This is a genomic window from Pseudoalteromonas sp. GutCa3 (genome assembly GCF_002836155.1).
GTDB classification, from domain to species: Bacteria; Pseudomonadota; Gammaproteobacteria; order Enterobacterales; family Alteromonadaceae; genus Pseudoalteromonas; species Pseudoalteromonas arctica.
Window position 1 is genome coordinate 54,339 of record NZ_PJBK01000068.1, and the last position, 22,409, is coordinate 76,747.

Annotated in this window: 17 protein-coding genes; 3 read left to right on the forward strand and 14 right to left on the reverse strand. The window is 39.6% G+C overall.

The features are described from left to right. Positions 1-15: 15 nt before the first annotated feature. Positions 16-1,143, reverse strand: coding sequence for a tRNA guanosine(34) transglycosylase Tgt (gene tgt, locus CXF64_RS11640; protein ID WP_007586471.1), 1,128 nt, complete (start codon positions 1,141-1,143; stop codon positions 16-18). Positions 1,144-1,326: 183 nt separating this feature from the next. After that, a complete protein-coding gene (gene queA / locus CXF64_RS11645; protein WP_101217091.1) occupies positions 1,327-2,358 on the reverse strand; it encodes a tRNA preQ1(34) S-adenosylmethionine ribosyltransferase-isomerase QueA in 1,032 nt (343 codons plus the stop codon). Between the two features lie 187 nt (positions 2,359-2,545). Between queA and CXF64_RS11650 the strand changes: the two genes are divergently transcribed. Both CXF64_RS11650 and CXF64_RS11655 read left to right on the forward strand, forming a co-directional pair. Then, positions 2,546-5,077, forward strand: coding sequence for a two-component system response regulator (locus CXF64_RS11650; protein ID WP_101217092.1), 2,532 nt, complete (start codon positions 2,546-2,548; stop codon positions 5,075-5,077). A gap of 181 nt (positions 5,078-5,258) precedes the next feature. Continuing rightward, on the forward strand, positions 5,259-5,471 hold the full coding sequence (locus CXF64_RS11655; protein WP_002957835.1) for a hypothetical protein: 213 nt from the start codon (positions 5,259-5,261) through the stop codon (positions 5,469-5,471). Between the two features lie 24 nt (positions 5,472-5,495). On the opposite strand, the gene CXF64_RS11660 is transcribed toward CXF64_RS11655, so the two are convergent. From CXF64_RS11660 to CXF64_RS11690, 7 genes are all read right to left on the reverse strand, one after another. Next, the gene (locus tag CXF64_RS11660; protein ID WP_007586467.1) at positions 5,496-6,416 is read right to left on the reverse strand and encodes a hydrogen peroxide-inducible genes activator; all 921 of its coding nucleotides are present in this window, start codon (positions 6,414-6,416) and stop codon (positions 5,496-5,498) included. An 82-nt stretch (positions 6,417-6,498) separates the two neighbouring features. Further along, on the reverse strand, positions 6,499-7,767 hold the full coding sequence (locus CXF64_RS11665) for an inorganic phosphate transporter (protein WP_007586466.1): 1,269 nt from the start codon (positions 7,765-7,767) through the stop codon (positions 6,499-6,501). A gap of 39 nt (positions 7,768-7,806) precedes the next feature. Continuing rightward, the gene (locus CXF64_RS11670) at positions 7,807-8,484 is read right to left on the reverse strand and encodes a TIGR00153 family protein (RefSeq protein ID WP_002957838.1); all 678 of its coding nucleotides are present in this window, start codon (positions 8,482-8,484) and stop codon (positions 7,807-7,809) included. A 150-nt stretch (positions 8,485-8,634) separates the two neighbouring features. Continuing rightward, positions 8,635-9,336, reverse strand: coding sequence for a phosphate signaling complex protein PhoU (gene phoU, locus CXF64_RS11675; RefSeq protein ID WP_007586465.1), 702 nt, complete (start codon positions 9,334-9,336; stop codon positions 8,635-8,637). A 46-nt stretch (positions 9,337-9,382) separates the two neighbouring features. After that, entirely contained in the window at positions 9,383-10,210 is an 828-nt protein-coding gene (gene pstB, locus CXF64_RS11680) for a phosphate ABC transporter ATP-binding protein PstB (RefSeq protein ID WP_007586464.1), read from the reverse strand. 27 nt (positions 10,211-10,237) lie between these two features. After that, positions 10,238-11,887, reverse strand: a complete 1,650-nt coding sequence (gene pstA / locus CXF64_RS11685) for a phosphate ABC transporter permease PstA (protein ID WP_101217093.1) — start codon at positions 11,885-11,887, stop codon at positions 10,238-10,240. A 15-nt stretch (positions 11,888-11,902) separates the two neighbouring features. Beyond that, positions 11,903-14,137, reverse strand: a complete 2,235-nt coding sequence (locus tag CXF64_RS11690) for an ABC transporter permease subunit (protein WP_101217094.1) — start codon at positions 14,135-14,137, stop codon at positions 11,903-11,905. 381 nt (positions 14,138-14,518) lie between these two features. On the opposite strand from CXF64_RS11690, the gene CXF64_RS11695 reads away from it, so the two are divergent. After that, positions 14,519-15,025, forward strand: coding sequence for a glycine cleavage system protein R (locus tag CXF64_RS11695; RefSeq protein ID WP_007586460.1), 507 nt, complete (start codon positions 14,519-14,521; stop codon positions 15,023-15,025). 176 nt (positions 15,026-15,201) lie between these two features. Here the strand turns inward: CXF64_RS11695 and CXF64_RS11700 are convergent, their stop codons facing one another. The 5 genes from CXF64_RS11700 to CXF64_RS11720 form a co-directional block, all read right to left on the reverse strand. Beyond that, on the reverse strand, positions 15,202-15,657 hold the full coding sequence (locus CXF64_RS11700) for a hypothetical protein (RefSeq protein ID WP_101217095.1): 456 nt from the start codon (positions 15,655-15,657) through the stop codon (positions 15,202-15,204). Between the two features lie 200 nt (positions 15,658-15,857). Continuing rightward, the gene (locus CXF64_RS11705) at positions 15,858-18,977 is read right to left on the reverse strand and encodes an efflux RND transporter permease subunit (RefSeq protein ID WP_007586458.1); all 3,120 of its coding nucleotides are present in this window, start codon (positions 18,975-18,977) and stop codon (positions 15,858-15,860) included. Positions 18,978-18,985: 8 nt separating this feature from the next. Continuing rightward, positions 18,986-20,539 carry an efflux RND transporter periplasmic adaptor subunit gene (locus CXF64_RS11710; RefSeq protein WP_101217096.1) on the reverse strand — a complete coding sequence of 518 codons (1,554 nt, stop codon included), beginning with the start codon at positions 20,537-20,539 and terminating at the stop codon, positions 18,986-18,988. Next, positions 20,529-21,896 (reverse strand): TolC family protein, encoded by a 1,368-nt coding sequence (locus CXF64_RS11715; protein ID WP_101217097.1) that lies wholly within the window; start codon positions 21,894-21,896, stop codon positions 20,529-20,531. The genes CXF64_RS11710 and CXF64_RS11715 overlap by 11 nt, the downstream gene beginning before the upstream one ends. A gap of 112 nt (positions 21,897-22,008) precedes the next feature. After that, positions 22,009-22,371: a hypothetical protein gene (locus CXF64_RS11720; RefSeq protein ID WP_306790319.1), complete on the reverse strand. Its 363-nt coding sequence runs from the start codon at positions 22,369-22,371 to the stop codon at positions 22,009-22,011. Positions 22,372-22,409 lie beyond the last annotated feature (38 nt).

Sequence of the window (22,409 nt, forward strand, 5' to 3'; positions counted from 1 at the left end):
CTTTAATTTTAAAGTTTAATTTTTTATATCTACTAGCTCTGGCACGTCTTGGCCTCGGCGAGCATAAAAATCTTGTACAAATTCTTCTAATTTACCTTCGCTAATTGCATTACGTAAACCTTCCATAACACGTTGATAGTAACGTAAGTTATGAATTGTGTTTAGTCGCGCACCTAAAATTTCGTTACATTTATCAAGGTGATGCAAATAAGCTCGTGAATAGTTTCCACACGTATGGCAATCACACTCAGGATCAAGTGGCCCTGTGTCTGTTTTATGTACTGCGTTACGTATTTTAACTACACCCGTGGTAATGAATAAATGGCCGTTACGCGCATTACGTGTTGGCATAACACAGTCAAACATATCAATACCACGGCGAACAGACTCAACTAAATCCTCTGGCTTGCCTACACCCATAAGGTAGCGTGGTTTGTCTTCTGGCATTTTAAACGCACAATGATCAAGAATATTCATCATTTCGTTTTTAGGCTCGCCTACTGATAGACCACCTAATGCATAGCCATCAAAGCCAATTTCTTCTAAGCCTGCTTGCGATTGTGCACGTAATTCGGGGTACATACCACCTTGAATAATACCAAACAAAGCAGATGGATTGTCGCCATGCCCTTCTTTTGAGCGCTTAGCCCAACGAAGAGATAACTCCATAGAATCTTTAGCTTCTTTTTCAGTTGCTGGATATGGCGTACACTCGTCAAAAATCATAACGATGTCTGAGCCTAAGTCGCGCTGTACTTCCATCGACTTTTCAGGCGACATCATAATTTCATCACCATTTACTGGAGATTGAAATAACACGCCTTCTTCAGTGATTTTACGCATTGCGCCTAAGCTAAATACTTGAAAACCGCCTGAGTCAGTTAAAATTGGGAAATCCCAATTCATAAAGTCGTGTAAATCACCATGTTGCTTAATGATTTCAGTACCTGGACGAAGCATTAAATGAAAGGTATTACCTAAACATATTTGCGCACCAGTGGCTTTTACTTCATCTGGCGTCATACCTTTTACAGTACCGTAAGTACCAACAGGCATAAATGCAGGTGTTTCTATTACACCACGGTCAAAAATTAAGCGGCCGCGGCGCGCTTTTCCGTCAGTACAATCTAATTCAAATTTCATATCATCCTCAATGTCAGAAAAACAGTCCAACAAGCTATAATTTAACCGCTCGATTCTACCCTTTTTGCCTCATTAATACTATTAGCTGCGATAAATTCAGTTTTGCTTATTATGCTAAACAAAAACCCCAGCTTCGTTGCTGGGGTTTTTAGTATTTTTTACTGAGTATTAAATAATAAATGGTTACTTACGTGTTAAAAACATCGCATCACCGTAACTAAAAAATCGGTATTTTTGTTCAATTGCCGTATTGTATGCACCCATAATATTGTCTTGTCCGCTAAAAGCGCTGACTAGCATTATAAGCGTTGATTCTGGTAAGTGAAAATTAGTGACCATGGCGTCAACAACATTAAATTGATAACCCGGAAAAATAAATATATCGGTATCACCAAAATACGTATCTAACTTGCCGCCGTGAACTTTAGCTGCCGACTCTAATGAGCGTACTGATGTTGTGCCTACCGCAATTACACGCCCACCATTTGCTTTAGTTTGCGCAACAGCTGCAACTACATCATCGGGCACTTCTATGTACTCTGAGTGCATTACATGCTCATCAACACTATCAACTCGTACCGGCTGAAAAGTACCAGCGCCGACGTGTAGCGTAACAAAAGCCATGTTTACACCTTTATCTTTTAGTGCCGTCATTAACTTATCGTCAAAATGTAAGCCCGCTGTTGGCGCAGCAACTGCACCTGGCTTTTCTCCATAAACAGTTTGGTAACGCTCGCGATCAGCTTCGGTATCAGGTCGGTCAATATAAGGAGGCAGTGGCATATGACCAATATCATTAAGTATATCTAGCACATTTTGGCTATGATCAAACTCAAGCTCAAATAATGTATCGTGGCGTGCAACCATTATTGCTTTAGCTTTGCCTTCAAGAATAACTTCGTTACCAACCTTAAGCGACTTGCTCGCGCGTACGTGCGCAAGTACGCGATGTTCATCTAGCACTCGCTCTACAAGCACTTCAACTTTGCCGCCAGAGGCTTTTTGACCAAACATACGTGCAGGAATAACGCGTGTATTGTTAAAGACTAACAAATCGCCTTCGTTTACTAAATCAAGTATGTCGCTAAACACTTTATGTTCTAGAGTTCCGCTTGGGCCATCTAAAGTAAGTAAACGGCTGCTAGTTCTGTCCGCTTTAGGAAAACGAGCAATTAATTCATCAGGTAAGTCAAAGCTAAAGTCAGCCACGCGCATAATTAGTAATCCACATCATTTAAAATCGCGCCAAGTGTATATGTATCGGATATTAAGCTCAAGAAATCAGCCAAACTTATAATATCTTGTTTGCGTGTTTATCATTAAATTTTCTTGTTCTTATGGTTAAATGTCACTATTCTTGTTCGGCTGAATTATTATAAGTTACATTAGGGGTGTTCAACACGTGCCAAACCAGCTTAAATTGCTAATATTAAACGCAAGTAGTGCTGAACGCCGCGCGATTAAAGGCACTTTAGATAGCTTAAATGTATTTACCTTTATTGATGCGCAAGATAGCCAACAAGCTTTAAAGCTTTTAAAACAACACCCTGTTGATATTATAATAACGGGCATTAATGTTGGTAAAATTGACGGCTGGCGCTTTTCGAGGATGATCCGCTCAGGATTATTAAAAACACCAAAAAACACCCCAATTTTACTTATTCCGCCAATTTACTGTGAGCGTATTGCCGAAACAACAGCCAGAAGCTACGGAATAGATGCTGTACTGCCGTTTGAACATAAAGACATGCTTCCTCAAGTGCTTGCGAATGTTTTATCTACGCACTTAGAAAAAAGTAGCCGACTAAATTTATTGCTATTAGAGCCGCTTCAAAATACGGCCGACAAAATTAGTGAACAGTTAAAGTTAAACTTTGCTATTACTCACGTTACCTCAGCCAAAGCAGCACTAAACGCTTACAACCAACAGCAGTTTTCAATTGTGCTACTCGATGCCACTACATCAAGTGCAGAGAGCTCGAGTGTACTCGTTGAAGAAATCCTACAGCACAATTCTAAACAAGCTATTGTTACGATTATAGAAAGTGATGATGCTGATTACGCTGAGCAGCTTTTGCTGTCTGGTGTTACCGATTTTATTAGAGCCCCATACGACCCTTCATTTTTAAATAAAGTGTGTGACCACGCCGCACGACGTGAAGATTTTATGGTGAGTTATGCTGAGTTTGCTTACAAAGTAGAGCAGCTAAGCGTGAGCGAAGTGCGTTACAAAGAGTTATTTTCGGCTCATCAGCGTATTTTATTGCATTTGAATACGGTTGTTTTAGAGCTTGATCAGCAAGGGCATATTCGTTTTATTAACCCTGCATGGGAGGCATTGAGCGGTTTTGGTGTTAAATCATCACTACAAACCCCACTAAGCGCTTATTGTAATAACGAAGATAAAGGAAGACTAAATTATACTATTAATGACATTTTACATGGTGGCGAGCAACAACAACAAATAGAAGTAAAGCTCACCCATAAAAATGGCAATTTAATTTGGGTCGAATGCAGATTACAGCTAATCAAAAATAGTCGTAATAACGCGACTATAACCGCCACTATCGACAACATACACGAACGTAAACAAGCAGAGATTCAACTACGTCATTTAGCACACCATGACCCATTAACTGGTTTACATAACCGTTATTACTTTGATCAACAGCTTAATAAAATATGCCAAGATAAATACACGTATGATGGCATAGAGCATGCTGTTATTTATATTGACCTCGATCACTTTAAAATAATAAACGACAGCAAAGGTCACCACCAAGGTGACATAGTATTAAAAGAAGTCGCGCAATTATTTAAAGCAAATATTGGCGAAGACCATTTGGTGTGCCGAATAGGCGGCGATGAGTTTGCAGTCATACTTACCGATATGAATTTACTGGATGCACACCTTATTGCTGAAGGTGTGTGCAGCGCAATAGAAAAACATGCTTTTAAATCAGAAGATCAGATATACACAATTAGCTGCTCTATCGGTTTAACTCAAATTACGACACAAAACAATGATCCTAATGAATGTTTAAAACAAGCCGATATTGCTTTGTATATTGCCAAAAATTTAGGGCGTAACTTAGTACATTGCTACTCAAAAGAGGACGCTCAAAACAATACGCTTCAAACTGGGCTTGAATGGGGTCACGAAATTCGACAAGCACTGCAGCAAGATAATATTGAACTGCATTACCAACCTATTTGGGATTTTAAAGAGTGTAAAGTTGCTTATTTTGAAGCGCTCTTACGCTTAAAACTCAAAGGTGAACTTGTGTACCCAAATCAATTCATTCCCTCTTTAGAGATGCTTAACGACACATTTTTGATGGATCAATGCGTTATACGTAATGCCGTTGCTTGTGTGTCTAAGCACCCAGAGTTAAACCAAGTTGCTATTAATTTGTCAGCACAATCATTCTTAGATGAACGCTTATTGCCATTAATTGAATCAAACCTTGAAAAGTATAACGTGCCCCCTTCGCGGATAATTTTTGAAATAACTGAATCAGCAAGTATTAACAACTTAAAAGCGACTCGTAAAATGATTGAGAAGCTTAATAGCTTAGGCTGTCATTTTTCTATTGACGATTTTGGAACTGGCTTTAGTACATTTAACTATTTAAAGCAGCTTCCAGCACAACATGTAAAAATTGATGGCTCATTTGTAAGCGACATGCTTAATGACCCTATAGACTTAGCGTTAGTAAAAGCAATAAATGATATTAGTCGGTCTCTCGATAAGCGCTCTGTAGCTGAGTACGTTGAAAACGAAGAGATATTTTTTGCACTAAAAGAGATAGGTGTTGATTATGGACAAGGCTACTTTATTGCACGCCCAGTACCTGTTGAAAAAGTAAAAGATGAACTTGAAAAAATTTCAAAAAATAAAACGTTTTACCAACAACAAGCTAGCCCAAAATAAACAAAATTAAACAATTTGTTACTACCAATATTACCTTTCTTGCCTATACTTTCAGTATCAAATAAAAAATGTCGTGCCTTTTGATGTATTTCACTTTAAAAACATGACATTACCTTTTGGCGACGTAGTACTGATATTTATAGTGGGTTTCAAAGCTATTTAAGCTTTTAAGGAGAAAGGTATGACACAGCTAGTTATGTTATTACTGATTATACATTTTGCAATCGCGTATCAGTGTTATCGTTACGCAAATATTAAAGGCTACCCAGTTAAGGTTTTTACTGTATTAGGTTGCGTGCCTTACTTTAACTTGGTGGTATGGATTTATTTACTATTTTTACCCGAACTTGAGCCTTTTGAAAGCCATCTTCAAAATCAAAAGCAGCCTTTATAGGCTGCTTTCATTCATTTCCTATTCTTATTTAGAAAAATCTAAACTACATTGGCGCTTTAAAAATATCTCAAGCTGTTGACTAAATAACTTAAAGTCGCGGATCCGCCCCGTAGTTTTACGCCACAATATGCCAATATCTCTATATGCATCGCTTTGTGATGGTGTCGCCACCATATTTTTATTATCTAAAATTCCGGCGTTAATCGCCATTTGTGGTAAAAAAGTCACCCCGAGCTGATGCTCAACCATACTCAATAATGTATGCAAGCTTGCTGCTTCAAATGGGTTAATACAACTAGCACGGTTTAAATGACATGCACTAAGCGCATGGCCTGTCATACAGTGCTCACGCTCGAGTAAGAATACGCTAGCCTCTGGTAATAGATTAAAGTCGACTACGCCCTTTGCAGCGCTGTAGTCCTTATGGTGCACTAAACTAAACTGATCTTTTGCCAATACTTGTGTATGAAATTTATCGGTTTCGTATGGCAGTGCAAGTAGCGCTAAATCAATATGCCCATGCTCAAGTTTATCCAGTAGCTTATCACTCGTATCTTCTATTAATACCAACTCTAAATCACAAAAGGTTTCTTTACAAAAGTGATACAGAGGAGCCGCTATAAAGCTAGCAATTGTAGGTATAACACCCACTGTTAATTTACCACTCAGCGGTGTTAAAAAGCTTTTAGTGAGCTCTTTTAAACTAATTGTATCGTTAATTATTTTACGAGAGCGCTCAACAACTTCTTCACCAATACTGGTAAACATAAGGCTGCGATTTTCGCGTTCAATAAGCTGGCAACCCAACGTTTCTTCAAGATTTTGAATAGCACTGCTTAAAGTAGATTGTCCTATAAAACAGGCACTGGCAGCTCTGCCAAAGTGCTGATGTTGATGAACAGCTAATAAATACTGTAGCTGTTTGATACTTGGAAGATTGGTCATTTTTTCTTTCCACAAATAAAAAGACCCCAACACCTAGGGCATTGAGATCTTTTCAAGCTAAAAGTCTTTGAGTACTTTTTTGTTAAACCCCAAATGCGGTTCTTAGTACGTAGAAAATAACAATAGCAAGGGCAGCGCCAACTGGCAATGTAATTACCCAAGAAACTACAATGTTTCTGATAACACCCATGTTAAGTGCACCAATTCCACGTGCCATACCTACACCTAATACCGCACCCACTAAGGTTTGAGTAGTAGAGATTGGCATACCAGTACCTGATGCAATAACAACGGTAGAAGCAGCGGCTAGTTCAGCAGCAAAACCACGGCTAGGCGTTAAATGTGTAATGCCTTCACCAATCGTTTTAATTACTTTTTTGCCCAAAATAGCAAGACCCGCAACAATACCAAAACCACCTAGAGGTAGAATCCACCAAGCAATAGCCGCTTTTTTAGCAATTTCACCATTGTTTTCAACAATGTTTACAACAGCAGCTAGTGGACCGATTGCATTAGCAACATCGTTAGAACCATGTGCAAAGGCCATACAACATGCTGTTAATACCATAAGAACAGCAAACACTTTTTCAACATTGTTGAATTGCATTTGTTTATCTGCTTTTGGATCGATATTTAAACGAGAAATAGCAATTTTACCAATTATAGCAACGACAACTGCTACAGCTATTGCTAAGGCGTACCCTTCGGCTGCACCTAAATCAACACCAACATGCTTTAAGCCTTTTTTAATTGTAACCAAGGCCATTATAAAACCTGCTAAACCCATATAAAGTGGCACATAGCGTTTAGCATTTTTTAGTGGTGCATCTGTATTAAAAATAAGTTTTTGTGCACTCATAAATATTAAGTATGCAATAAAGCCTGATATGGCGGGCGTTATAATCCAACTACCAACAATACCACCTACTTTATCCCATTGAATCGCCTCAGTACCAACAGCAACTAACGCAAAACCAATGATTGCACCAATGATTGAGTGAGTCGTTGATACTGGCCAACCCAAGAACGAGGCCATTAATAACCAAGCACCCGCTGCAAATAAAGATGAAATCATACCCAGAACCATAAGTTCAGGAATGTCTGCAAATGGTGCGGCATCGATAATTCCTTTACGAATTGTTGATGTAACCTCACCACCTGCTAAGTAAGCGCCTGCAAATTCAAAAATCATCGCTATAAAAATAGCTTGTTTGATTGTTAGCGCTTTTGAACCTACAGATGTGCCCATGGCGTTCGCTACGTCGTTCGCGCCAATACCATAAGCCATAAAAAAGCCGACTGCTGCGGCAATTAAAATTAATACCGTGCCGTAAGATGCAATGATATCCATTGTAAAACCTTAATCTTTCGTGTTTGAACTGATTTTAAATTAACGAGCTAACATCAGCTCAAGACGTGATCCTACGCGCTCTGCAATATCTGCAAGCTCGCCAACCCACTCAATGATTTTGTATAAAAACATCACATCAATTGGATTTAACTCACCCTCTACATCACGTAGCTGGCGGCGTACTTTTATCTGCATTTCGTCCGTGTCTTGTTCTATGGCATCCAATTCAACTAACATTTTTTCTACTAAGGTGACTTCTCGACCTTTAAAACCCGTTTCTAGCAATTCTTCTAATTCGTTAATTGCTTTAGATGCTTGTTTAGTCGCATCTACACAACGGGTTAAGTAAGCTAAGAAATCAGCTTGCATAACTTTTGGAATGGTCATTTCACGACCAATCACTCGCCCTGCAATATCTTTTGCTTTATTGGCAATTTTATCTTGTTGAGTTACTAGTTCGAGAAGATCTGTACGCTCTACCGGCATGAATAAACCACGCGGTAATTGTAAACGTATATCTCTTTTCATATCATCAGCTTCACGTTCTAAATTGCGAATAGTGATGCGAAGCTCTTCTGCTTGTACCCACTCTTCTTTAAATACGTGATTAAAAAAAGGTATCAAAGCTTTACTTGCTTGATGAACCTTCTTGATGTGTTCTTCCATTGGTTTGATAGGAGATTTTGCAAATACTCCTAAAAACGCGTTTGTAGGCATAACTGACCCTTTAATCAAATTGATATGCTTTGCAGCATGAATTTTACAGTATTAACCAAGATTGTGAACGCTTTTTATTACTTCACTAAAGCTTGCAATACACAAAGCGGCACTAAGCCGCTTTAATAGAAATACATGATGGATAAAAAATCATAGTGATTTTTCTATATCTTCTTGAGATGTATGGCGAATATCTTTGCCATTAACAAAATAAATAATGTATTCAGCAATGTTCTGACAGCGATCACCAATACGCTCTAATGAGCGAACAGACCAAACTAAGTCCATGATTTTAGGGATTGAGCGTGGATCTTCCATCATGTAAGTCATTATTTGACGTGTGATGGCTTCATATTCGCGGTCAACTTTTGCATCTTCTTTATGTACTTGAAATGCACGTTGCACATCCATACGCGCAAATGCATCTAGTACGTCGTGTAGCATTTTTAAAACCTGGCGGCCCATATTTTCAATATTTACTAATAAATCTTGCTGATCTTTGGTAAATGAGTCTAGTGCAACTTTAGCAATTCGCTCAGCTTCATCGCCAATACGCTCTAAATCAGCGATTGTTTTAGCAATTGCAATCACTAAACGCAGGTCACTTGCTGCAGGCTGACGACGAGCAATAATACGCGTACACTCTTCATCAATGCTTACTTCCATTGCATTCACTTTATAATCGTTCTGACGTACCTTTTGAGCAAGCTCTGCATCGTTACGACTCACCGCATCAAGCGCACTGTTTAACTGCTGCTCAACTAAGCCACCCATACTTAATACATGATTACGTACATTTTCTAGTTCTTGGTTAAAACGCCCAGAAATATGTTTATTAATATTATGTTCCATAGTTACCTTCTCTCTTAATCTTGCACAACACGCTACAACGGGCTAATTAACCGTAACGACCGGTAATATAATCTTCGGTCTTTTTCTTCGTTGGTGTAGTAAATAAGGTATTTGTGTCTGAGTACTCAATCAATTCGCCCATATACATAAAGGCTGTTTGATCAGATACACGTGCTGCTTGTTGCATGTTATGTGTAACAATAACAACGGTAAATTGGTTTTTTAAATCGTTTATTAGCTCTTCGATTACCAAAGTAGAAATAGGGTCAAGTGCTGATGTAGGTTCATCTAATAAAAGAACTTCTGGCTCAATTGCAATTGAGCGAGCAATAACTAAACGCTGTTGCTGACCACCCGATAAGCCAAACGCGCTGTCGTGTAATCTATCTTTTACTTCATCCCATAAAGCAGCACCACGAAGTGATTGCTCTACCACTTCATCTAACTTACGCTTCTCTTTAATGCCTTGTAAGCGTAGGCCATAAACCACATTTTCATAAATTGATTTAGGAAATGGGTTAGGACGCTGAAACACCATACCTACATTACGACGAAGTGCTGCTACATCTACGCTCTTATCGTAAATATTTTGACCGTGAAGTAATATTTCACCTTCAATACGACAAATATCTACCAAATCGTTCATGCGGTTAATACAACGTAATAACGTTGATTTACCACAGCCCGATGGTCCTATAAACGCAGTTACTTGGCCTTTTGGAATGTTCATATTTACTTTATTAAGCGCTTGCTTATCACCGTAGTAAAGATCGAGATCTTTAATCTCTAGCGCTTTTTGGTCATCCGTTAAATTTTCTAGGTCTAACTTCTGGCCTATATTAGCTTGGTTTACTTTTGGAGCGACTGTAATCATTTTTGTTACCTATAAAATCTTTACTAATTAGTGTTCAAGCGATCTGAATTTTTCACGTAAATGGTTACGTATACCAATGGCCGTTATGTTTAGGGTAATAATCACCGACACCAATAAAAAGGCCGTTGCGTATACCAGCGGGCGTGCCGCTTCAACATTAGGGCTTTGGAAGCCAACATCGTATATATGAAAGCCTAAGTGCATGAACTTTCTATCTAAGTGAAAATACGGGAAGTTGCCATCAAGTGGTAATGTAGGAGCCATTTTTACAACGCCTACTAGCATTAACGGTGCAACTTCACCTGCAGCACGCGCAACTGCCAGTATTAAACCTGTCATAATTGCAGGGCTTGCCATTGGAATAATGATGCGCCATAACGTTTCAACTTTTGTTGCGCCAAGCGCTAGTGAACCATCGCGTACGGTACTTGGAATACGAGATAAACCTTCTTCAGTCGATACAATAACAACTGGCAGCGTTAGTATAGCGAGCGTTAATGCCGACCACATTACACCTGGCGTACCAAATACTGGCGTTGGCGACGATTCTGGATAAAATAATTGGTCTAAGCTACCACCTAACATGTATACAAAAAAGCCGAGGCCAAATACACCGTATACAATTGAAGGAACACCGGCCAAGTTAATCACTGCGATACGAATCATTTTAGTGATTGCATTTTTTGCGGCGTACTCGTGTAAGTAAATTGCAGCAACAACGCCAAACGGCGTCACAATTACAGCCATCAGCATAACCATAAATACAGTACCAAATATAGCAGGGAAAACACCGCCTTCTGTATTTGCTTCACGTGGATCATCGGATACAAACTTACCTAGTTGCACAAAGTAGTGGCCTAGCTTTGCAAAAAAGCCCATATCGTTTGGAAACCAAACATCAAGTACTTGATACATTGGTATCGTAACAACTTCACCGCGCATATCTTTTACAGTTACGTGGTCACGTTTAGCTTGTTTGCGTAGTGCAAATAAATCTTTTTCAAGTACACCATACTGTGCACGTAATTCAGCACGTGCTTGAGCAAGCTCAGCAACACGTTCATCAGTGAGAGCGTTATCAAGTAAGTAGCCTTTTTCTTTTAAACGTAAGCGTTCAAGTGCGTAGTTAATATGCCCAATGTCGCCATTTTGCAAATCAAGTGCTTCGTCGTTCAAATCAACCGCACGCTCAACAAGCTCATGTAGTGCTTCTATTTTGTCGCCATTAACCGGTTGACCGTCTTTAATAACGTTTTGCACATAACCATAAAAGTTACCGTTTTTACTACGCTCAAATACTGCAAGCGCCGCTGGTGCTGTTTTATTTGTTATGTCGGTTTCTAATATCCAACGAAAATCTAAATCTACATATTCGCGGTTACCTGTTTTAATAAGTAAGCGCTCTATTTCTTCTTTTTCAAACCCGCTAACATCAATACCTGTCGCGGCTAAACGTGTTTTTGGTACTAATTCACGGTCGTAAACTTCGCCAATAACGGTTTGCTTTGCAATCGACCCTTCAAGTTCAAACTGTACAACTTCTGAAGGCCAGAAAAAGCTTAACCCTTTCCAGGCTATCATTGCTAATAAGCCTAAAACTGAAATCAAACTGATGCTCACTGCACCACCGGTCATCCAAATCCAAGGAGAACCAGACTTAAACCACTGCTTTACCATGTCATGTCTCTCCGCTTACATTGAGCTGTATTTTTCACGCAGTTGCTGGCGAACAAACTCAGCGACTGTGTTAAAAATGAATGTGAATATGAATAATACAAAGGCTGCTAAGAATAATATTCTATAGTGCGAACTACCTACTTCTGACTCTGGCATTTCAACTGCAATATTTGCTGCAAGCGTACGCATACCTTGGAAAATGCTCCAATCCATAATCGGTGTATTACCGGTTGCCATAAGTACAATCATGGTTTCACCAACTGCTCGGCCAAGTCCCATCATTACCGCAGAGAAAATACCTGGGCTTGCTGTTAGTAATACAACACGTATTAGTGTTTGCCACTGCGTTGCACCTAATGCTAATGAGCCATTTGATAAATGCTTTGGAACACTAAATACCGCATCTTCTGCAATTGAGAATATAGTAGGAATAACCGCAAAACCCATCGCAATACCTACAACAAGCGAGTTACGTTGATCGAATGTCATACCTAGCTCATTTGTTAAGTACTGACGTACATTGCCGTCAAACATCCAAAGTTCAACAAATTCGCTCATAGCAAACGAAAACCAACCAATAAGTAAGACGACCGGAATAAGGATAATTGAATGAGAACCTTCAGGAATTCTATGGCGAATTTTTGTTGGCAATTTAGTCCAAGCTAAACCCGTCGCTAACATACCTAGCGGTAATAGTACGAGTAACCCAACAATCGCAGGTAAGTGTTCTTCTATTAACGGTGCTAACCAAAGACCCGCTAAAAAACCTAAAATAACGGTTGGTAATGCTTCCATTATTTCAACGGTAGGCTTAACCACTTTACGTAATTTGCTCGACATAAAGTATGCCGTGTAAATAGCCGCCGAAAGCGCGATTGGTACGGCAAACAACATCGCATAAAGTGCTGCTTTTAATGTACCGAACGAAATTGGCACAAGTGAAAACTTAGATTCAAAGTCGTCACTGGCTGATGTTGACTGCCAAATATAACCTGGCTCTGGGTAACCTTCGTACCACACTTCTTGCCAAAGTGCTGACCAAGTAACTTCTGGGTGCTCGTTATGAATGTCTAATACTGTTAGCTTATTATCCGCTAAAATTAACGCAGCATTTGAACGTGGTGCAATTGCAAAGTTCTCTATTGCGCCTTCACTTACTTTCCCCTGCCATAATTTTGCTTCACTCGTTGTGTAATAAACACCTAGCTCACCATTATTGCCAGTAGTAAAAAAAGTACGACGGTAAAACTCAGTAAATATATTTAATTTACTTTGCTTAGTTGTTTCAAATGAGCGAATTTTTTGATATTCACGGCCTGTGTCAGTGTTTACTTCAAACCACTGCGAAATCTCGCCGTTATCATTAGCAAGCATGAGTGAGTTTGCGCCCGCTAGCAGTTGTGCAGATACAATATTTGCATTTTCTTCGTTAGCCGAAAGCAACTGAATTTGCTCCACATCACTTGGGTCGCGAGTATCGTATACGTACACTTGATTAGCAGAACGTACAAAAGTACGTGTTGTATCTGGCGACATTAATAACTCGTCTACACGTCCATCAACATCAAGTTCTGTGCGCTCAACAACCCACTCTACTTCACCGGTAAACATATTCTCTTCAGCAATAAAGCTGCTAAATAATACACGCTTATCTTCTGTAAGAGCTACAACCGCTGTTTTGTCTTCATAGTGACTAAATGCAAAGCGTTTAATAGCTGCACCTTGTTCATCTACTTCTAAAGCCATTTCCCCTAAAGGAAAACCTAAGCGAGGTGTTAATTTACGCTCGTTGTTTGGAAAGGTAACTAAAAATTTAGGTGCAACAACCATTACGGTGCCATCTTCTAAACCAAACGCATAATGCCCTTGAAAAGGCGCGCTTGTTGCAAAGCTTGTTGCATCACTTGGTAAATCTGCATTAAGTGTTTTGAGTTTTTTACCAAAACTACCTGACTCAACACTGTAAAAATCAACCTGACCTTGCTGACTTAGTAAATAAGCAACTTCAGTTTGCTCTTCTACACCTAAGCCTACTATTTGCTGTGAATTACCAACATGAAAGCTATCGCGTTTTTCTACTTTTGCTGATTCAAAAATTGGCTGTACTACATAAAGAAGGTAAAAGAATATTAATAGCAGTGCTACCAATACCATTATCCCACCAGCGGTTATGCCAAACTTGGCAAACCGATCTTTAAATAGACGGCTTCGATCCGTATTAAAAGTCGGCTTATTCGGATTTGAAGTCATCAAAACACCCTTAAATCTTAACGTTGCATAAATTATATTTCATCAAGATGACAGTAATGTTACAGCAGTAATAATAAGCACTCTAAAACAGCTTTAAATAAAACTAACGAGGGAAAAGTCTAAATTAGCTTCAAATAGGTGATTTATAAGTGAACTAAATTATAAAATAATTGGACAAAGTATTTATCGAGGTCAATACTAAAAGAGTACTTAGTAAATAATAATGACTATTAATACTGCGTATAGTCAACACAACTATATCCATTTTTTTAATTTATAATCAAAGATTTATAAAAAAGTGCAACAACACACAATTTAAATTAGACAACATACTTAATGCCTATGCATTTACTTTCTTTGGGCTTAAAAAGAGAATTATTTATGAAGCAGTTGGTTATAACTATTTTAGGGAAAGATCGCCCTGGTTTAGTAGAGAGCATCTCATCAGTCGTATTACAAAATCATGGCAACTGGCTTAGTAGTAACTTAAGCCATTTATTAGGTCATTTTGCAGGTATTATTCAACTTGAAGTTGCTGAGGAGCATTTTCAATCATTACAAAGTGCTTTAAATAAGTTACCTAAGTTAGACGTTCGTATTGAAACCGGAAACACAGAGATTGAACCATCAACACTAGAGCAAATTAATCTAGTTATAACAGGTAACGACCGTCCTGGTATTGTTCAAGAACTGGCAAGTGTAATACGTCATAAAGGCGCTAATATTACTCACTTAAATTCAAGACAACAAAGTGCACCTAATTGGGGAGTGCCTATTTTTAGCGCTGTTGCTACCGTTACTTTGCCAAATGGTATGGATAAAGACGAAGTTATTGAAGCATTGGAATCAATTACAAGTGATTTAATTGTAGATACGGAAGAAGTTTAACCTCCATTTATGCGTGCCATACAACTGACACGCATACCATTTTAGTCCATCAAAATGCTCTGCAGATTATTTAACGCAGACATAAAATAAGCCGATGCAAGCATCAGCTATTTTAAATAATCACCTTAAAGCTAATAAGAGCGAGATAAACTCAGTAATCCCGCTCTTTTATAAAGCTACATATCCATATGACGATTAGTACTTTGCATCATTTGCTTTATACCTTGCCTTTCAAGCTCTAGTATTTGTTGAAGCTTTTCTTGCCCACTTTCGGTTTCGGCGCGTTCAAGTAAGTATTCATATAACTCAATCACTTTTTGATGTTGCTGTGCTAAATAGCCTTGGATGACTTCTTCATCGAATTGCTGATCTTTACTAATGTCTTCAAAAGTAATTAGCTCAGGATTTTTAGCAAAGTATTCATAACTGTACGTATCGAGCGTATTTATTTCAGTTATCGCTTTAAACCCGACTAAATCTTCGGCGAGTTTTTTTTCGTAATTTAGGTAGTAGTCCACCAGCATTGCATTATGTTCATCGAGTAAATCCTTTACGCTATAAAAATTAGCCGCCATTTGCGTATGAAACAAAACGGTCCAATCGTATACCTCTTTAATTGTTTTAACTTGCATGTGCATTCCTTACTTAGTTGACTGTATAGGTAATACACTGCGTAAAGCGTGCCAATTAAAAAGCTATTTAAAAACAGTTAGTTAATTTAAATATGAGTAATAACTAGCTATTTAATAGAACAACTTACAAATTATAGGTAATTTTTATAGAGCAATGCGTGAGTAGTAACCGCACTGCTCTATAGTCTTGTTGTTTTATATTATTTAAGTCCTTGTTTGCGCCACAGCAAGTAAACAGCAGGAATAACAAGTAAGGTGAGTACAATTGCACTGCCCATACCGCCAACCATAGGCGCTGCTATTCGGCTCATTACTTCGCTTCCGGTGCCTGTACCATAAAGTACAGGTAATAAACCGATAATAATTGTCGCGACAGTCATCATAACCGGGCGTACTCGAAGCCCTGCTCCTTCAATGATAGCTTGCTGTAATTGCACTAAGCTAAGCGGTTTTCCGGCTTGCTCTGCTTCGAGGCATTTTTCTTGATAGGCTTGGTTTAAATACACCAACATAATGACCCCTATTTCTACCGCAACACCGGCTAAGGCAATAAAGCCTACACCTACTGCAACTGAAAAGTTAAAGCCCTCTAAATACATCAGCCATACGCCACCAATCATTGCCAGTGGCAACGTAGCCATAATAATAGTGACCTCAGCAAAGCTTCTAAAATTAAGGTAAAGCAATACAATAATAATCGCTAATGTAAGTGGTAATACATAAGTCAGTTTGTCTTTAGCGCGCTGCATGTATTCATACTGCCCAGCCCACGTAATTGAGTAACCAGCAGGTAGTATTAGGTCTTTATCGAGCACTTGCTGAGCGTGCTCAACGTAAGTACCAATATCAACGCCATCTATATCAATAAAACTCCAACCGTTTAAACGTGCATTTTCGCTTTTTATACCAGGCGGTCCATCTTCAATGAATACATCGGCTACATCACCAAGTGCTATACGCTGCCCTGTAGGCGTTACAATAGGTAACAACATTAACTCTTCTGGCGAGTCTCTGTATGCTTGCGGATAACGTAAATTAACAGGATAACGCTCTTGCCCTTCTACCGTTTGTGTTACGTTTGTACCACCTATTGCAGTAGATACAACTTGCTGTACGTCGCTAATGTTTAAGCTATAACGCGCGGCTTTTTCACGATTTATATCTACTTTTATATAACGTCCACCGGCTACTCGCTCTGAGTAAACCGATGCGGTGCCTTGCACATCTTTTAATAGCACTTCTATTTGCTGACCAATTTTTTGAATTTCACTCAACTTTGGTCCCGCAACTTTAATGCCCACGGGAGTTTTAATACCGGTTGCGAGCATATCAATGCGTGTTTTAATTGGCATTACCCACGCATTAGTTAGCCCCGGAAACTTAACCAAACCGTCGAGTTCTTTTTTAAGTTTTTCAAGAGTCATCCCTTCGCGCCATTCGTCTTTTGGTTTTAACTGAATAAACGTCTCTATCATTGTAAGCGGCGCAGGATCTGTTGCAGTTTCTGCTCGCCCAACTTTACCAAATACTGTTTTAACCTCGGGCACTGTGGCAATTAGCTTGTCGGTTTGCTGTAATATTTCGCGCGCTTTACCTACCGATAAACCAGGATACGTTGTGGGCATATACATTAAGTCGCCCTCATCAAGTGGCGGAATAAATTCACTGCCTATTTTGTTTACCGGGTAAAAGCCAATAACAGAAACAACCACCGCGAGTACCAGTGTCATTTTTGGAAATTTAAGCACCCAGTTAAGTAGTGGACGATACGCTGCGACGAGTAATCGGTTAACTGGATTTTTTTGCTCCGAAATGACTTTACCTCTAATAAAGTAACCCATTAATACCGGCACTAAAGTAATAGCAAGCCCAGCAGACGCAGCCATAGCGTAGGTTTTAGTGTAAGCCAGTGGCGCAAACATACGCCCTTCTTGCGCTTCTAAAATAAATACCGGCATAAAACTGACAGTAATAATTAATAAACTAAAAAATAATGCAGGACCCACTTCACTCGCCGATTTAGCCACAACTTCCCAGCGGTTTTCGTTGGTAAGGGGGGTTTTTTCCATATGTTTATGCATATTTTCAATCATAACGATAGCACCGTCAGTCATTGCGCCTATCGCTATTGCAATTCCTCCTAAAGACATAATATTGGCGTTAATCCCCTGCCAATACATAATTATAAATGCCGTTAAAATTCCAAGCGGTAATGTAATAATCGCCACCAGCGATGAGCGCACATGAAACAAAAACACTACACACACTAAGGCAACTACAATAAGCTCTTCAATTAGCTTACTTGTTAAATTATCTACCGCGTTATTTATTAAGTTGGAGCGATCGTACACAGGGACTATTTCAACGCCCTCTGGCAATCCCTTTTTAAGCGATTCTAATTTTGCTTTTACAAGCTCAATGGTTTTTTGTGCATTTTCGCCATAGCGCATAATAACAATGCCGCCGGTTACCTCGCCTTCACCATTCAGTTCTGCAATACCACGGCGCATTTGCGGTCCGACTCGAATATCAGCTACATCACGCAATTGCAGCGCAGTACCGTTGGCGTTTACACCAAGCGGAATAGCTTCCAAGTCGGCAACACTTTTAATATAACCCGTGCTTGTTACCATGTATTCTGCTTCAGCCATTTCAACTACTGAGGCGCCCATCTCTTGGTTGCCTTGTTGAATAGCGGTTTGAATGAGGCTAAGCGGAATACCATATGCGCGTAATTTATCGGGCTCTACATTGACTTGGTATTGCTTAACCATGCCACCAACAGCAGCCACTTCAGATACACCGGGCACAGTTTGTAGCTCAAACTTTAAAAACCAATCTTGTAAGCTTCGTAGCTGACTAATATCGTGTTTATTTGTTTTATCAATTAGTGCGTATAAGTAAATCCAACCTACGCCTGTTGCATCAGGGCCAAGCTCTGGCGTAGCGCTATCGGGTAATCTACTCGCTACTTGGCTTAGGTATTCTTGTACTCGGCTACGCGCCCAATACAAATCGGTTTTTTCGTCAAAAATAACGTAAACGTACGAGTCTCCAAAAAACGAAAAACCCCTTACAGTTTGTGCACCCGGCACAGAAAGCATTGCTGTGGTGAGCGGAAATGTAACTTGGTCTTGCACTACTTGCGGCGCTTGCCCCGGGTAAGTGGTTTTTATAATGACCTGAACATCAGATAAGTCAGGCAAGGCATCCACGGGAGTATTTTTTACAGCAAACAACCCTCCACCCAGTAAAATTAATGTAAGCAACAACACAAAAAAGCGATTGCTAACAGACCAGCGAATAATGGCAGTTATCATAATGGCTCCTAGTGAGAACTATGTTGCATAGTAGAATGATCAATCGGCTCTGCGTTTTGCGCTTTAGTAATTACAAATTCATCGTTAATAATGCTAAAAGTAAAATTAATACACTGGGCATTTTCAAACTGACTAATATCAATATCTGGCGCTAATACAAAGTCCATTGTGGCGGGTTCTCGATTCCATTTTTCAATGGCTTCTCGGCTAATATTAATAATGCGATTTTGTGTATCTATGGCGTTAATAGTACCGTTAACAGTCGCATTTTGTGGCTGCATATCCATGTTCATATTTGAGTCTGAACCAGAATCCGAACTCATACCTGAGTTAATACTAGAACTAGGCATTTCCATTCGTTTAAAGTCAGAGCTCTTACTCGACTCAGAGTCTATTAAAAATTGCGCTGAGGTCACTACCGTATCACCTGTCATTACACCTGACAAAATCACCGCTTCATTACCATTAATTTGCCCAACTTCGACTTCTACCGATTTAAAACGACCCTCACCTAATGCAATAACTACACGGTTTTGATGCTGCGTGCGAATTACCGCTTCTTTAGGGACTGTAAATTGCGCCTTACTCGCTTTAGCGTGAATGCTCACTTGTGCAAACATATTTGGTTTTAACCGATGATCTGCATTTTCAAACCTAAGCCTTACACGCAGAGTCCGGTTTTTAGCATCAAGCGCGGGGTAAATATAATCAACCTTACCTTCCCACTTTTGACCTTTTAAGTAATCAAGCGTCATCGTTACAGGTAAACCAACGCTCACTTGTTCTGATTGGCGCTCGAACACTTCCGCCTCTACCCAAATTTCATCAAGCTGGGCAATGCTCATCATTGATGTGCCTGGTTTAACGTAAAAGCCTTCTCGTACTGTTAGCTCATCTACCACACCACTTTGCTTTGCGTAAAAAGTAATATTTTGCATTACCTTTTTATTTTTTTGTAAACGTTCAATGAATCCATCAGACACATTTAACGACTCTAAACGCGCCTTTGCAGCGCGAATTAACACGGTATTATTACGATTAACCGCCAGTAAAAATTCTTCCTGTGCGTTCACCAATTGTGGTGAATACAATGTATATAAAGGCTCACCGGCTTTAACTTCTGCACCTTGTGCTTTAACGTATAAACTTTCAATCCAACCTTCTACACGCGGATGAATGTGAATAAGTTGGTCTTGGTTATATTGCACATAACCCACAGTATTTATATCGCTGTGAAGTGTTTTAAGCTGCACTTTGGCAGTTCTTACACCAAAGTTATTAACTACCGCAGGCGAAATAGTTACAGCACCAAGTCCGTCCTGAGCGTTGCTAGCGTTTTCATACACAGGTACTAAATCCATTCCCATTGGAGAAAGCCCTGGCGTGTCCCGCCTGTAATTACTATCCATAGGGGCTACCCAATATAAGGGTTGTTTGTTAGCGCTTTGTTGTTCATTCATTGCCGAGTTGCTAGGTAAAAATTGCATTACTAAGCCGCCTATTAACCCAAAGGCGCCTGCGCCAACTAAGGCGGCAACAAGTAACTTTAAATTAGTATTCATTGTGTAATTCTCCAGTTTGCTCGCTCATTACTTGGGTGTCTAAGCTACTTGCATAATAATTAAGGCGGGCGGTAATAATATGTTGATCTACTTGAATATTCAGTGCATCAATTTTGGCGTAAAGTTCACTAATGCGCGCGCGCATCACATCAGAAAAATCCCCATCGTCGCGCGTATAAGCATTAAGTGTTGCCTGAGATTGCTCTGACATTTGCGGTAATAACGTATTTTGATAAAGCGCATCGCGTTTTTGCAAACGAGCGAGTTGGCTAAACTCCTTAAAGTACATGCCTTTGAGTTTTTGAAGCGCCACCAGCTTTTGTGTTTTAGTAGCTTCTGCACTAGCAATAGCCGATTTAACCTGTTGATCTTGTCTGTTATCAGTAAACAATGGCAAATCAATACTAAACCCTACAGAGAGTAAATCAGCTCGCGACTCACCCATCGGGGTATCATCTCGGTAACCATAACCCACATTAACGCCCATTTGAGGTTTGTAGCTTTGCTTAGCGAGTGCAACTTCGGTTTGCTTTGCCGTTACGGTTTTATCTATCGCAATAATTGCGGGATGCGCCATAAGCAACTGTATTAGCTCATCAAATTCAAGGCTCGCAAAATCAACCAGCCCTGTGGTTTTAGTAAACTCAGTATTTAAAGGCTGCATAAGCATATTCATAGGTAACCACTGTGCTAAACGGTTTTTAGCACTTTCAAATTGCTGCTCAAGCATAACCAGCTTATCTTCAAGACGGGTGAGTTCTAATTGCGCACGAATAATATCTTGCTGACGTGTTTTACCTAAGGTACTTGCGTAGCTTGCTTCGGTAATGTCAATAAGTTGAGTAAATAGCCCTTTATCTTGCTCAATTAAAGCAATACTTCGCTGAGCACGATACGCGTTTAACCACGACTCAATCACAATTGCTTTTACTTGTGCTAAGCGATCGGCGCGCTGCCAAGGGTATTGTTGAGCAGACTGTGCTAATGCTTTTTGTCTAAGCGCTAAACTATTCCCTCGGCTAAACTTTTGGCTCAAATCAACTTTAAGCTGCGTCATCCCTTCTTGGTCAAACGCATAACCGTTAGTAGGTAAGTTGAGTAAGCCAACCGTTAAAACAGGATCGGGTAAGGTGCCTGCGGCAATGCTTTGCGCTATTGCTGCATCTTCTTGGTAGCCACTCGCTTTTAGCCATGGCTCATGCGTTAGCGCATAATTAAGCGCTTGCGTTAAGCTAAGCGTTTGCTCATTACTAGTTTGCTTTAGCATTTCGGTATTTAGGTTATTTTGCGCATTAACAGCTGTGCTAAATAACACAACACTACATAATACGACTTTAATACTTACAGCGTGGTTCATCACCTGCTCCATCTAAAAATAAAAGAAAATCTTAAATTAGGAAGCAAAAAAGGTGTTTAGGAGTTACCAATAAACGGGGTTATCGCAATTTTTACATACACCTATCCTGCTATTAAGCAGACATAGGAGGGCGATAGAGTGAACGAGGTATATTAATTTGTGTAGTAAATACACGTACATTTACTTTTTCAGATTCAAGTAAAGTAACGCTAAATAAAGTATCAACATTAAGCATTGAGTTAGCAGCGCAGCCACTCATAGGGCATTTACAGTCATTTTGTGGCGTACTTTCGTCGTCGCAACAATCCATCTGCATCATATTTTCAGACATGCTAGCGACAGCTGTTGCATCACTACTTTGTGTCATTGGCATTTGGGCATGCATTGCTGTTTTAGTTGGCATATGTGGCATTTCGCATACCATAGCTACAGACGCAACTGCCTGACCCACAAAAGTGAGCAGTAAAGTTATCATGAGTAAACTAGAGTAAAAACGTTGCAACATTATGCCTT